The organism is Vibrio frigidus (assembly GCF_042465995.1).
GTDB lineage: Bacteria > Pseudomonadota > Gammaproteobacteria > Enterobacterales > Vibrionaceae > Vibrio.
In genome coordinates this window covers 168,286-181,907 of record NZ_JBCDMC010000009.1, presented here as the reverse complement: position 1 = coordinate 181,907, position 13,622 = coordinate 168,286, and the positions used below count along the sequence as shown (strand labels likewise).

Here is a 13,622-nt window from a genome sequence, read left to right as displayed (position 1 = left end):
TAAATCGTATTATTTTATTATCTGTTTAGGTAAAGAGGCACCCAAATGGGTACCTCTTTTATAGCAATTAAGCTTTTTCGAGAACTTTGTCTTCTGATTTATCAGCTTGCTGTACCGCTTCAACTTCTTGTAAACGGGCAGTAAAGTGACGAAGAACAGCTGGCTCGTAAGTGAAATCTAAACCTTTCACGTTTGCTGCATTTTCTTTTACTTTTTGGAATGCTTCGATAACGAAATCCATGTGCGTTTGGGTGTATGTTGCACGTGGAATAGTCAAACGTAGTAGTTCCGCAGGACAAGGATGTTGCTTGCCCGTTGCAGGATCACGACCTAGCAATAGAGAACCAATCTCAACCGCACGAATACCCGCAACTTTATATAACTCGCAAGCAAGAGCATGTGCAGGGAATTGACCAGCAGGGATATGAGGAAGTAGCTTACCCGCATCAACGAATGCAGCGTGGCCGCCGGCTTGTTGACAAACGATGCCCAAACCTTCTAATCCATCTACAAGGTATTGAACTTGGCCAATACGATATGCTAGCCATTCCTGACGCATTCCGTCATAAAGACCAACAGCAAGACGTTCCATCGCGCCGCCTTCTAGGCCACCGTAAGTTGGGAAACCTTCTTGTACCACACACAAAGTACGACACTCAGTGTATACGTCCATTAGAGAGTCATCTTTGAAACAAAGTAGGCCACCCATTTGTACCATGGCGTCTTTCTTCGCTGACATCGCTAGTGCATCAGCGTACTTGTAAGATTCAAAAGTGATCTCTTCAATTGTCCACGTTTTGTATGCTTCTTCGCGCTGTTGAATGAAGTAAGCATTCTCAGCATAACGAGCGGAATCCATGATGACTGGAATGTCATATTTTTGTCCAATTTCGTACACAGCTTTTAAGTTTGCGATAGAAACAGGCTGGCCACCAGCAGAGTTACAAGTAATGGTGCTCACAATGTATGGTACGTTGGCTGCACCCGCTTCAAGAATCGCTTCTTCTAGCTTAACTAGGTCAAAGTTGCCTTTGAAATCTGCATTTACAGCAGTATCAAATGCTTCTTCTGTGTATACGTTTTTCGCAACACAGCAGTTCATTTGAGTATGACCTTGCGTTGTATCGAAGAAGTAGTTAGATAGAGCGACCATCTTAGTACGGTCAAGACCCTTCTCCATTTCACGTTTCTTGATTAAAACAGGGATGTAAATTTGCTCAGCACCACGACCTTGGTGAGTCGGGATTGTGAACTCATATCCGAAGATATCTTTTACTGCGTTTGCCAATGCATAATAGCTGCGGCTACCGCTATACGCTTCATCACCAAGAAGCATTGCTGCTTGCATTTTTTGCGTAATTGCGCCTGTACCACTGTCGGTAAGAAGATCAATAAATACATCTTCACTATCAAGCAAAAATGGGTTCATACCTGCTTTAATAATTGCTTGGTCACGATACTCACGTGTAGTACGTTTTACAGGTTCAATTACACGAATGCGGAATGGTTCTGGTAGATGCTTAAAGTTTTCCATAATAATGCCTTTATATAGTTACATGGTGTTATTTCACCATGATTAAATTAGTTACGAACAATCTCGTTATTCTTATCTTTCTTTTAAAGAAGCCGAATAAAAATTCAACTGCATTAAACGCGACATACTAATAACGAAATATTAAATACAAAAGTTTTTTTGATATATATAGGCATAAATAATCTCACAATCTAAATTCTATAGATTGAAAGAGGCATTGTCTGCTTATATTTCTCCATTGCATTGCAACGGTTATTTTAGATAATTTTTGACTTTTTCTTTATTAAGAAAAATACTTTAGACCAATGCGCCATATTTTATATATATAAGCCCGTTGATTTAATAAAATCAATAATAGAAATTAGTCGTAAAATGTTACCGAAATTTTTAAGGCGACGTAGGAACGTCTCTAGAAGTTATTCTGAAGATAAATGAAAGGAGAGTATGTGATCAATATTATACCAAGCGAGCAATGCTGGCTCTGAACTATATTGAGATTTAAGGTACATGTTCATTATATGTTCCCACTTAAGAAAAGCGATGCTTTAAATTCACAATTATTATGCTGTAGGTAATTTGATAAATATATGCCCAGCATTAATAAATGTGATCAAAACAGGAAAAGTATTCACCTCTATTTAGAGTAACAAGTGCTCTGTCACAAACCTCTTATTTATACGTATTGCCCTTCCCCGTTGGATGGCGATATCTAGAACGGTCGGCGGAATGACATTCGTGTTGATTACACACTTACTTAGCTTGCTATAGTGCATCTTTTGGAAGGATTTTTGACGTTGAAAAAGAAAAGGTGCCTGACATAGGCACCTTTTCAGATAGAGATATGAATGGATTATTGCTTTGATAAAAAAGTCGTTAAGGTATCTACGATTAATTGGTGATCCTCTTCCTGAGGAAGACCCGACACCGTAATCGTCCCTACTACGCCGACATTACGTATGGCCAGAGGGAAGCAACCACCAAAAGGAGCATACTTTTTACCATCGACGAGCGAGCTCTCTTCTATCGAAACACCTTTGTTCTTGTAATAGTTGCCTATATACCAAGAGCTATTTTGATAGCGATTGACCACATTTTTTTTACGCCGGATCCATTCAAGGTTATCAATCCGGGTTCCAGGCATGGCGAAACTAAAAATACAGAGGCCATTCATCGCAATATCAATAGCAACATTAACCTTTTTATTTTCTGCGGCGTCTTTTAGAGCACAGCCTAGCTCCCACGCTCTTTGATGAGAAAAATGCGTAAACTGAAGACGCTGTTCCTGTTCCAAGATCTGTTCGAGCAATGATGACATGACGGTAGCCTCTTTATAGTTCCAGTTCAGTTTTTAGCATACTTTCTATCTCTTCGGTTGAACTTGCATTCATCAAGTTTTGACGGAATTCTTCATGCATAATTCGTCGAGCTAACTTTGAAAATATCTTCATGTGTTGATCACCCGCTGCGTGCTTGTTCAATGTCAGCATAATGACGAACTGAGCTTCTTCGTCGCCCCATTGGATAGGTTTAGCGAGACGAGATACACTGATAGTCGATTGCTCTATATGTTCGCTTTTGGTATGCGGTATTGCAAAACCAAACCCCAACCCCGTGGAAAATACATCTTCACGAGCCCACAGGTCGTCCGCAAGTTTCGTTGGATATCGGCAACGCCCAGCCAAAAACAAGTTATCTGAAAGTGTTTTTATCACCTCTTCTTTGCTGCGTAAATCGTTATCTAGAGTTATACAGTCTTGTGAAATAAGTGGAGCATCAGACTGATGCATGCGAAACTGTGCTAACAGATGTTCTACCTCTAACGAGGTGCGACAGTTCATCGCCTTATTCAATAACTGGCGACAGCCATTGCTGTCCAGATTCGCGATACGTTCTTTGGTCGCAGGTATACTTGGTGCGCTCATACTTATTTCATCTAAACCCAAACCAACAAGCAGAGGAAGAACCGAACCTTTTGCACCCAACTCACCACACAAACCAACCCACTTCCCATGTCGGTGTACCTCACGTACAACATGGTCAAGCGTCCTTAAGAAAGCGGGGTTTAAACTATTATAGTGTTTCGTTACTTTTGCATTGTCTCGGTCTACTGCCATCAGGTATTGAGTTAAGTCATTACTACCAATACTGAAGAAATCTATCTCTTCACAACACTGATCAATAATGAAGGCAATGGACGGGACCTCCATCATGATGCCCAATGGAATTTTTTCATCGAATGGAATTTGTTCGGCTCGGAGCTCTTTGCGTACCTCAGCCAGAATGTCTTTTACCCACAATATCTCATCCAACGAAGAAATCATTGGAATCATAATCTTCAATGAACCATGTGCTGATGCACGAAGTATGCTGCGTAGCTGACCTTTAAACAATTCCAAAAATTCTTCATAGATACGCACAGCACGATAACCAAGAAACGGATTGTTCTCGGCGGGAATATTCAAATAATCAACGGGCTTATCACCACCAATATCAATGGTGCGCACGATAATAGATTTACCTTGGGCGGCCTCTAACGCCTGACAAAATATATTGTATAGTTCATCTTCATCTGGTGCAGACGACCTGTCCATATATAACATCTCAGTACGAAACAACCCTACCGCTTCCGCGCCATTACTAAATGCCGCTTGGGCTTCAACAGAATGCGCAATATTCGCTGCAATTTCTAACGGTTTACCATCCACCGTCTGACCTTTTTCATCTCGATACTGACTCTGGCGTTTTTCAATGATGTCGATAACTCGCTGCTCTTGTTCGTAGTAACGTCGAAGCGGTTCATCAAGTTCTGTCGCAACTAGGCCAAGGGTGCCATCAACCAAAACCTCATTATCAAGAATCGTTGTCAGCGACCTTTCGTCAATACCCACCAATGTTGGAATAGCAAATGAACGCGCTAGGATAACGGTGTGAGAAGTACTGCCACCATGGGTTAAAATAAGGCCTTTTAATAGATCTTTGTCAAGCTCTAAGAACTGGCTAGGGGTTAAATCATCCGCGATGCAAATCGTCGGTTCGCTTAACCTAAGTGTATTGCAGAAACGCTCTTCACCGTAAACAGACTGTAGCAATTGAAAGCATACGTCACGTATATCTAACTCACGCTCACGCATATAATTAGACGCCGACTTTTGCAGTTGCTCTCCAAAGTGCTTCGCGGTCGCAATTATCGAATCGGCACAACTTCGACCCTGTACTAAATTGCTCTCTAGCGTCGATTTAAACTCAGCATCCTTTATTATTGAAAGATGCGCATTGACGACTTCACCTTCTGTATGACTGGCCGTTTTCAACTGAAGTTCGAATGCTTTTAGAAGCTGCTTTAACCCTTGCAATAGCGCTTGCTGCTCGAGTTCAATATCACGGCTTTCGGGCAAATCGGCTAACGTGTCAAAATTTATAGCGCCAATACGGAGCAGTTTACCGATACCAAATCCAGCGCTTACCGCATTACCTCGAGAAACCTGAGCATTGAGGGCGGTAAAGCTTCGCGGTAGAGGAATAAAATCACCAACCTGTTGCTCCACCACTTCGAGTATAGAATCGCAGTGAGCAAACTCAGTATTGATAAAACGACTAATTTTCTCCAAGGCTTGTTCTTCATCATCACCCTCAATGGTGATCTGGCAATGGTCACCCAACAATGTATCTGTACCAATAAGAGAAAGGACACTTTTTGCATTTGCAGAAATACCGGTACGTTTATTTTGCCACTGAATGATCGCGCTAAATTCGTTACATAGCGCTTCAACATGGCTAGCGGGTCGTGCATGAACACCATTTGGTAATTCACAAGAGAATGATAAAGTTTTCATGAAATTCTGGCCTCAGAATTGATTATTTTACAAACCTCAATACGTATCACAAGAGCGTAAGTAGAATAGATTGATATGCTTTCGTTACACAATATAACGTCATCAAATACACCTCTATTGGACATACCTTCGTTTTACTGGACATTTGTTAGGTGTCCATTCAAATGTGAACAAGCTCAAGTATCCTGCCCATTGTGAAGTATAGATCTCATTCTTTACAATGAAAAAGCAATCAACAGTAGATAAAACACAATAGAAACAATTATATAAACGACTTTTTATGCCCATGCATTCGAGTAACTCCATTTTGAGCCATAGATCACCTTCCTGAACATAACTAACAAAAATCCAGTAAATAGATGATTTATCCTCTAACTGCATAGCACATTTACTCACTATATTATGAACACAACCTTGATGGTCAATTCCAAATATATGGTTGGAAAAATTACAAGCGCTGCGCAGCGAGTAAACGTGAACAAATTAAACTAACTATTCTTTTAATTAAAAACTTTGTGCTCTAAGGAACAGTGTTATGAACGACATCATTTCCATACTCAAAAACACCCGGTCACACTTGATGACTGGTGTATCACATATGATACCATTTGTTGTTGCTGGTGGTATTTTACTCGCCGCTTCCGTCATGCTTAACGGCGAAGGTGCCGTACCTGTAGAAGGTACCTGGTTGCATGACCTCTTTTTTATCGGTGTTGCCGGGTTCCAACTCATGGTGCCAATATTAGCGGCCTATATCGGTTACTCGATAGCTGACCGTTCGGCTCTGGCACCATCCGCTATTGCCGCCTTTATTGGCGCAAACATGTATAACACGGGCTTCTTTGGTGCCATTTTCGCTGGCCTACTAGGTGGTATTGTTGTTCACTACCTGAAGAAAATAAAGGTCCCTTCGTTCGCTCGCTCCATCATGCCTATTTTTGTTATTCCTATTGTGGGTACGTTTATTACTGCAGGTGCCATTGTTTGGGGCATCGGTGAACCAATTGGCGCCGCGACGGCTGGACTCACCGCATTCTTAAAAAGCATGCAAGACTCAAGCATAGTGGTGTTAGCCATTATTATGGGATTAATGATCGCCTTTGATATGGGCGGGCCTGTAAACAAGGTCGCTTATGCTTTCGTTATTCTATGTGTCGGTGAAGGTATCTATAACGTGGCGGGGATCTCTGCTGTCGCGGTTGCTACACCTTCTGTTGGTATGGGCCTTGCGACATTCCTTAATCGAAAACTCTACGAAACGGACGAACGAGAAGCAGGTCGTGCATCTCTCTTAATGGGTACCATGGGTATTACTGAAGGTGCGATTCCGTTTGCTGCTTCCGATCCACTTCGCGTAATTCCATCCATCATGATTGGTACCGCTTGTGGCGCCGTAACGGCGGCTTTACTTGGCGTGAAATGCTTTGCAGCATGGGGTGGATTAATTGTCCTACCAGTCGTTGAAGGGCGCTTTGGTTTCATCATTGCTTTGGCCGTCGGCTCACTGATTACCGCGCTTTTGGTCAACTTCTTAAAAGCTCGACGCAAGATAGGTGTACCGAAAGAAAATGCCTCTGACGATATCAACCTTGATATCAGCATTGGATAACCGAACACATTCATTAAGTGGGTTATCAGCCCTTACGATTGATAACCCGTTCACGATTCGAAATACAACGATGCACTTTTTACTCTACTACCTTTTATTTGGGTAAAAAGTCTTACATCACAGGATATTATTATGACTCACTTAGTAGCAGTAACCGCATGCCCATCTGGTGTTGCACACACTTACATGGCAGCAGAAGCCATCGAATCAGCGGCGAAGGCAAAAGGCTGGACCTGTCATGTAGAAACACAAGGGTCTATTGGCATTGAAAATGCTCTCACAACCGAACAAGTCGCGCAGGCAGATGTTGTTATTTTAACTAAAGATATCGATATCAAAAATCAAGAGCGATTTGAAGGCAAGTTAGTGGTACGTATTGGGGTCAGTGATGCTGTTAAACGAGCTGGAGCGGTTATCGATAAAATCGAAGCCCATTTAACAACAGCGTAGCAAGCCTTTGCTTGTCTTTTCTACCCGCAAAGGCAAGCAAACATAAAATATCAAGGCCGAGAAATGCAAGTCTCGCCCGATAATTCGACCTTAATTAGCCATTACGGAGCTTGCCATGAGCACTGTCAGAATCGAAAACCTCAAATCGACACTTTTTACAGCACAGAGAGAGATCTCTCTAGAACGTGCTCTGCTGTATACAGAAAGTCATAAACTTACAGAAGGCGAACATACGCTACTTCGGCGCGCCAAAGCAACCGCTCATATCTTGGACAATGTCACCATTTCCATTCGAGATGATGAACTCGTCGCAGGTAACCGTACTGTCAAACCACGATCGGGCATCGTTTCACCAGAGATGGACCCGTATTGGATTGAAAAAGAGTTAGATATTTTCGAAAGCCGTCCACAAGATAAGTTCTATATCAGTGACCACGACAAAACCATTTATAAAGAGGAACTTCTCCCTTATTGGTCAGAACGCTCCATGAAGGACTTTATCAACAGCCAAATACCAGAAAAGATCAAAGATGCGGTAGGAAAAAAAATATTTAGCATCAATCAAACGGATAAAGGTCAGGGTCATATCATTATCGACTACGAGCGTTTATTGAATAATGGTCTTGGCAAACTCCTTGATGAACTTGAATCTATCGACGCGGCTCAACCTGGCAATCCTTTTTATCAGTCTGTGGTCATCCTTCTTCAGGCATCAATCCGCCATATTCGTCGATACGAAAAAATGGCACTGGAGATGATAGAAACCTGCCGTGACTCTGTAAGGAGGAAAGAGCTACACTCGATTGCCGCTATATCAGGTAAAATGGCGACGGGTAAACCTGAAACCTTTCCCGAAGCGTGCCAGCTATTTTGGTACATGAATATTATTCTGCAGTACGAGTCAAACGCAAGTTCACTTTCGTTAGGCCGTTTTGATCAATATATGCTGCCTTTTTATCGCCAATCCATTGATCAAGGTGAAGACCCAATATACTTGAAAGAGTACCTTGAAAGTCTATGGATAAAGACCAATGACATTGTGCTACTTCGCTCTTCTAGCAGTGCAAAGTTTTTTGCCGGTTTTCCGACGGGTTACACAATACTGTTGGGTGGGTTAACCGAAACAGGGCGAAGCGCAGTTAACGAGCTTTCCACACTCTGTTTAGATGCCTATCAAAGCGTACAGCTACCACAACCTAATCTTGGCGTTCGCGTGAATGAGTTGATGGAGCGGGAGTTCATGCATAAAACAGCAGAGACCATTCGCCTAGGTACTGGTATTCCACAGATATTTAACGATGAAGTGGTTATTCCTGCTTTTTTAAACCGAGGCGTCTCCCTCGAAGATGCTCGTGACTATTCTGTTGTGGGGTGTGTAGAGCTTTCGATACCAGGTAAAACCTACGGGTTACACGATATCGCAATGTTCAACCTATTAAAGGTGATGGAGCTCGTCCTAAAAAGAAATCAATACGATGAGAATGTGCGCTACGAAAGTATCGTTGACCAAATTCGTAATGACATGCGTCACTATATTAAGTTGATGGTAGAAGGTTCGAATATCTGTGATATCGGTCATAGAGATTGGGCCCCAGTCCCGTTGTTATCCTCATTTATCAGCGACTGCGTCGAGTCGGGTAGAGACATCACTTATGGCGGAGGTCGCTATAATTTTTCTGGAGTCCAAGGTATTGGCATTGCGAATTTGTCCGATTCCCTGTTCGCACTTAAACGCTTCGTATTTGAAGAAAAACGCCTGTCTTTTGCTGATTTCATTACGGTCCTCGATAACAATTTCGACGTAGAAAACGGTAAAATGATTCGTGCTCGCCTAACGAACAAATATGAAAAATACGGTAACGATATCGACGAAGTAGATGTTATTGGTGCTGATTTACTGCGCGTTTTCTGTAAGGAAGTGGAACAATATGACAATCCACGTGGCGGCCAGTTCACACCGGGTTCGTATACGGTATCAGCTCATGTCCCTTTGGGTGCAATGGTAGGTGCGACGCCAGATGGGCGACTTTCTGGCGAACAGTTAGCCGATGGCGGTCTTTCGCCTATGCTTGGTAAGGATCACCAAGGGCCAACCGCCGTGCTTAAATCGGTATCAAAACTCGATAACTACTTGCTCTCTAACGGCAGTTTACTGAATGTTAAATTTACTCCGTCAACACTAGATGGCGTAAACGGCCTGTCCAAATTGGGTGATTTTTTGCGCGCCTTTATGAAACTAAAACTGCAACACATTCAGTTTAACGTGCTCAATGCAGAAACATTGCGTAACGCGCAGGAAAACCCAGAAGATTATGCAGGATTAGTCGTACGTGTTGCAGGTTATAGCGCCTTCTTCGTTGAGTTGTCGAAAGAGATCCAAGACGACATTATTCAAAGAACATCTCATGAGTTGTAATTCAAGCATCAGGGCTGAGCAGTTGGTAGACAACGCATTACCTGTTGGGCATATCTTCAACATTCAACGTTATTCACTGAACGATGGAAAAGGTATCCGCACAGTCGTGTTCTTTAAAGGCTGCCCTCTTCACTGTCCATGGTGCGCCAATCCTGAATCACGCGCTCATCAACCACAGAAGATTCGCCGTGAAGCAAAATGTATTCACTGTGATACTTGCTCCATGGATGTAGATGAATGTCCAAGTGGCGCAGTTGAATTGGTTGGGCATGACATGAGCTTGAACGAGTTACTAAAAGAGATTGCCAAAGACGAAGTGTTCTACCGCTCTTCTGGCGGCGGAATTACCCTATCCGGTGGGGAAATACTTTCTCAGGCGCCTTTTGTTATTCAGCTACTTGGAAGACTGCGTGAATTGGGTTACCACACAGCAATAGAGACCTCAGGTCAGGGCAGTAATGCTCAGTTACAGAGGATAGGTAAACTGTGTGATGAAGTGCTGTTTGATTTCAAAATTATGGATCAGAAACTCGCGAAACAGGTGACTGGCATTAATCTCGAAAAGGTATTACAGGGGTTCACTCAATTGGTGCAAAGTGGAGTAAAGGTTATCCCACGCTTACCACTTATCCCAGGGTACACACTCAATATTATCAATGTGGATAAAGTGCTTAGCTTTATCCAACCATTTGGACTAGAAGATATCCACCTATTGCCGTTCCATCAATATGGCGCGAGTAAATACCAAACTCTACATATGGAATACGCTCTTGAAAGGGTGGCGGTTCCTACCACAGACGAGATCGCTTCTATACGCAGACACGTAGAGGCTCATGGTTACAACGTTACCATTGGAGGTTAATAATGAAAAAAAGAATTCTTATTACAGGTGCAAACGGCTTCTTTGGCACCCGGTTCATAAATAAATATCAGCATAAATTCGATATCATTGCGACAGATGTTGAGCGACTTGATATCACCAACGCGACACAGGTGAACAAGATTTTTTCAGATGAGAAACCGGATTATGTTATCCATGCGGCCGCCATTGCGGTAACGGATTTTTGTAACAAACACCCGGATGTGGCGTATCAAGTAAATGTTCAAGGTGCAGTTAATGTCGCAAAAGCATGTAAAGAAACGGGTGCCAAACTTGTGTTTATAAGTACTGAACAGGTATTTAATGGCAACCAAGAATCTGGACCCTACAGCGAAACCGATACACCAAATCCAGACACGGTTTACGGTCAGAACAAACTTGAAGCGGAAGCGGAACTCAAAAAGGTCTTAGATACGATGTGGATTCTTCGCTTCACGTGGATGTTTGGATTACCGGAACGAAACACTAGCATTAATCCGAATGTATTATGGAACACGCTTCAAGCCCTAATCAATGGGGAAAAAATGTCTGAACGTCGCAACGAGTTCCGTGGGCTTACCTATATCCACGAACTAATCGAACAGTTTGAGATGATATTTGACATTCCATATGGCATTTATCATACCGGCGCGCACAACCCAAACAGTCGTTATGACATTGCCGAACACATACTAACGGATATGGGGCAGTTGCCTCGACTCAATGAGTTATTGGAAGCCGCAGATGCACCAAAAACACGCGATGTGCGTTTAGATACGTCCAAATTGGCAGCCCAAGGCATCGTCTTCACCGAGAGTAAAGCCGCGATTACTCAATGCTTAAAAGAATTCGGTTTCAAAAAATAAAATCTATACAATTCAAACGGAGATATCAACATGATTTACTTTTTAGATACAGCCAACCTTGATGACATCAAACGCGCGGTTGATCTCTACCCTCTTGCGGGAGTAACAACAAACCCAACGATTATTTCCAAAGAAAATAAGCCGTTGAAAGAAATTATTCTAAACATCAGAGAAATAATAGGTTCAAACCGCTTACTGCACGTGCAGGTAATGGGAAAAACAGCAGAAGTCATGTTACAAGAAGCCGAAGCACTACGAGCATTTGACTCAGATTTGTATATCAAGGTTCCCGTGACACCTCAGGGTATCAAAGCAATAAAACTGATGGCTGAGAAAGCGATTCCGGTTACTGCCACAGCTATTTTAACACCTCAACAAGCGTTGATGGCCGCCGTTGCAGGGGCAAAGTTTTTAGCCCCTTACGTCAACCGATTAGACAACATTTGTACTGACGGCGTTCAGGTAGTGGCGGAAATAACGCAGCTGCTTAAAATCCATAATTTGAGCGCAAAAGTATTGGCAGCTTCGTTTAAAAACGTTCAACAGGTACATGGCGTCGCGAAAGTTGGCGGGCAATCAGTAACTATCGCACCGGATGTTTTTGATCTTCTTCTTAATCATCCATTGACAGATTCTGGCGTTGCCGGGTTCACTGCAGACTGGGAGTCAGTATACGGTGAAGGCAAGACGGTACTGGATGTGCTTTAATCCACAATGGCACAGACAAAATCTTACTAAATAAATCAGAACATTAAAAATAGAGGTATACTGGAGGTATATCTCTATTTTTTACGGATGAAAATGAATATAGTTGCAGTTACAGCTTGTATCAGTGGTGTCGCCCACACCTACATGGCGGCGGAGTTGATAGAAAAATACTGCCAGAAAAATGGCATCAAAATAGTCGTAGAAACACAAGGTGCATTGGGTACAGAGAACCTTCTTTCTGTAAACGCTATTCATGATGCAGACGTTGCATTGATTATTGCCGACATTAATATAGAGGGGGACGACCGCTTCATGCATACTCGCCAGATCCGTAGCAATATATCAACGTTTCTACGTAACCCAGATCGCATTTTTAGCCTGTTAAATAAGGCGTATAACTCACCACCAGATACCGTTATTTCACTTTAGTGAAGAATAAATGAATAGCGTTTCAACCGTAAATAGTGCATTAACTGTGGCTACGATATTGAGTCCTATAATCAGACGGTGAGCGAGCCGTTTGATTTCGAAATACACGACAGAAATAATTGCTGTCCGCAAACCCACAACGATGTGCCACCTCTTTTACTTTCATATCGTACTCTTTCAGAAGAAACTTTGCCCTTTCCAAACGAATATGGTTGAGATGTTCATTGAACTTGATTTTCCCTTCTTTTTGAAAAAGCTGAGAAAGGTAATTAGGGGATATATAGAACTGTTCCGCTACCGAATCACGAGTGAGCGGTTCTTGGTATTTCTGTTCAACATAATCTCGTACCGCCTCAAATAGTGCCTTACTTCGTGAGAGGGTTTCAGGAGGATTAACTTTAAGATCGTTGATATGGCTAAGTAATGACGCAACCAATAATTTTGTTGTATGCTTGTCCTCCGTGTGTCGACGCAACTCTTCCAGCGACTGCAATATAAAAGTACCGGTTCTTGGTCCTCGTCGCTGAACGTTGTCCTTAAACACGGTATGAAAACTTTCGCCATCCCACCGCAACACACTTATTCCAAAGTTTTGCTTACCTACCAACACATTCAACATCGTCACGGGTTCAAACCAATGGGGTTTATTCCAACAATCGCATGGAATATACAAAACATCCCCACCCACCAGTGTATGTTTTGTTTCTAAGCCAGTGTCATTCCCCATTTCCATTACAATCGAGCCTTTAATCACCATTTCCAAACGCTGAAAATGTACCTGATAGGCCAATTCTGGTGGTTCGGGTAGGTTACTGGCGAAAAACACCTTGCCAATCTCCGTAGGCGAATTTGAATAATTTGACAGTAACTTGTCTAAAAACTGTGTTGGAAGTAGATGGTCTGGATTCATTTTAAACT

Annotated in this window: 11 protein-coding genes; 7 read left to right on the top strand and 4 right to left on the bottom strand. The window is 42.5% G+C overall.

Annotation, left to right across the window (positions count from 1 at the left end):
• Positions 1–67 precede the first annotated feature (67 nt).
• The 3 genes from tnaA to ptsP form a co-directional block, all read right to left on the bottom strand.
• The gene (tnaA, locus tag AACW90_RS16670) at positions 68–1,534 is read right to left on the bottom strand and encodes a tryptophanase (RefSeq protein WP_390236702.1); all 1,467 of its coding nucleotides are present in this window, start codon (positions 1,532–1,534) and stop codon (positions 68–70) included.
• An 850-nt stretch (positions 1,535–2,384) separates the two neighbouring features.
• Positions 2,385–2,849: a heme-degrading domain-containing protein gene (locus tag AACW90_RS16665; protein ID WP_390236700.1), complete on the bottom strand. Its 465-nt coding sequence runs from the start codon at positions 2,847–2,849 to the stop codon at positions 2,385–2,387.
• 13 nt (positions 2,850–2,862) lie between these two features.
• Complete coding sequence (ptsP, locus tag AACW90_RS16660) at positions 2,863–5,367, bottom strand: phosphoenolpyruvate--protein phosphotransferase (protein ID WP_390236698.1); 2,505 nt, start codon at positions 5,365–5,367, stop codon at positions 2,863–2,865.
• 535 nt (positions 5,368–5,902) lie between these two features.
• Here ptsP and AACW90_RS16655 point away from each other — a divergent pair.
• The 7 genes from AACW90_RS16655 (at position 5,903) to AACW90_RS16625 (ending at position 12,704) form a co-directional block, all read left to right on the top strand.
• Positions 5,903–6,976 (top strand): PTS fructose transporter subunit EIIC, encoded by a 1,074-nt coding sequence (locus AACW90_RS16655; protein WP_390236696.1) that lies wholly within the window; start codon positions 5,903–5,905, stop codon positions 6,974–6,976.
• A 132-nt stretch (positions 6,977–7,108) separates the two neighbouring features.
• Positions 7,109–7,426 (top strand): PTS fructose-like transporter subunit IIB, encoded by a 318-nt coding sequence (locus AACW90_RS16650; protein WP_390236694.1) that lies wholly within the window; start codon positions 7,109–7,111, stop codon positions 7,424–7,426.
• A gap of 115 nt (positions 7,427–7,541) precedes the next feature.
• Entirely contained in the window at positions 7,542–9,842 is a 2,301-nt protein-coding gene (locus AACW90_RS16645) for a formate C-acetyltransferase (protein ID WP_390236692.1), read from the top strand.
• Positions 9,832–10,704 carry a [formate-C-acetyltransferase]-activating enzyme gene (locus AACW90_RS16640; protein ID WP_390236690.1) on the top strand — a complete coding sequence of 291 codons (873 nt, stop codon included), beginning with the start codon at positions 9,832–9,834 and terminating at the stop codon, positions 10,702–10,704. The genes AACW90_RS16645 and AACW90_RS16640 overlap by 11 nt, the downstream gene beginning before the upstream one ends.
• A 2-nt stretch (positions 10,705–10,706) precedes the next feature.
• Positions 10,707–11,567 carry an SDR family oxidoreductase gene (locus AACW90_RS16635; protein ID WP_390236688.1) on the top strand — a complete coding sequence of 287 codons (861 nt, stop codon included), beginning with the start codon at positions 10,707–10,709 and terminating at the stop codon, positions 11,565–11,567.
• Between the two features lie 30 nt (positions 11,568–11,597).
• Positions 11,598–12,275, top strand: coding sequence for a fructose-6-phosphate aldolase (locus AACW90_RS16630; protein WP_390236686.1), 678 nt, complete (start codon positions 11,598–11,600; stop codon positions 12,273–12,275).
• 93 nt (positions 12,276–12,368) lie between these two features.
• Entirely contained in the window at positions 12,369–12,704 is a 336-nt protein-coding gene (locus AACW90_RS16625; protein ID WP_390236684.1) for a fructose PTS transporter subunit IIB, read from the top strand.
• Between the two features lie 40 nt (positions 12,705–12,744).
• Here AACW90_RS16625 and AACW90_RS16620 read toward each other — a convergent pair whose 3' ends face one another.
• On the bottom strand, positions 12,745–13,614 hold the full coding sequence (locus AACW90_RS16620; RefSeq protein ID WP_390236682.1) for a helix-turn-helix transcriptional regulator: 870 nt from the start codon (positions 13,612–13,614) through the stop codon (positions 12,745–12,747).
• Between the last annotated feature and the right edge of the window lie 8 nt (positions 13,615–13,622).

Excerpts from the sequence above, each read along its gene's own strand:
- tnaA (WP_390236702.1), bottom strand. The coding sequence starts at position 1,534 with ATGGAAAACTTTAAGCATCTACCAGAACCATTCCGCATTCGTGTAATT.
- AACW90_RS16640 (WP_390236690.1), top strand. The coding sequence starts at position 9,832 with ATGAGTTGTAATTCAAGCATCAGGGCTGAGCAGTTGGTAGACAACGCA.
- AACW90_RS16635 (WP_390236688.1), top strand. The coding sequence starts at position 10,707 with ATGAAAAAAAGAATTCTTATTACAGGTGCAAACGGCTTCTTTGGCACC.
- AACW90_RS16645 (WP_390236692.1), top strand. The coding sequence starts at position 7,542 with ATGAGCACTGTCAGAATCGAAAACCTCAAATCGACACTTTTTACAGCA.
- ptsP (WP_390236698.1), bottom strand. The coding sequence starts at position 5,367 with ATGAAAACTTTATCATTCTCTTGTGAATTACCAAATGGTGTTCATGCA.
- AACW90_RS16655 (WP_390236696.1), top strand. The coding sequence starts at position 5,903 with ATGAACGACATCATTTCCATACTCAAAAACACCCGGTCACACTTGATG.
- AACW90_RS16650 (WP_390236694.1), top strand. The coding sequence starts at position 7,109 with ATGACTCACTTAGTAGCAGTAACCGCATGCCCATCTGGTGTTGCACAC.
- AACW90_RS16665 (WP_390236700.1), bottom strand. The coding sequence starts at position 2,849 with ATGTCATCATTGCTCGAACAGATCTTGGAACAGGAACAGCGTCTTCAG.
- AACW90_RS16620 (WP_390236682.1), bottom strand. The coding sequence starts at position 13,614 with ATGAATCCAGACCATCTACTTCCAACACAGTTTTTAGACAAGTTACTG.
- AACW90_RS16625 (WP_390236684.1), top strand. The coding sequence starts at position 12,369 with ATGAATATAGTTGCAGTTACAGCTTGTATCAGTGGTGTCGCCCACACC.
- AACW90_RS16630 (WP_390236686.1), top strand. The coding sequence starts at position 11,598 with ATGATTTACTTTTTAGATACAGCCAACCTTGATGACATCAAACGCGCG.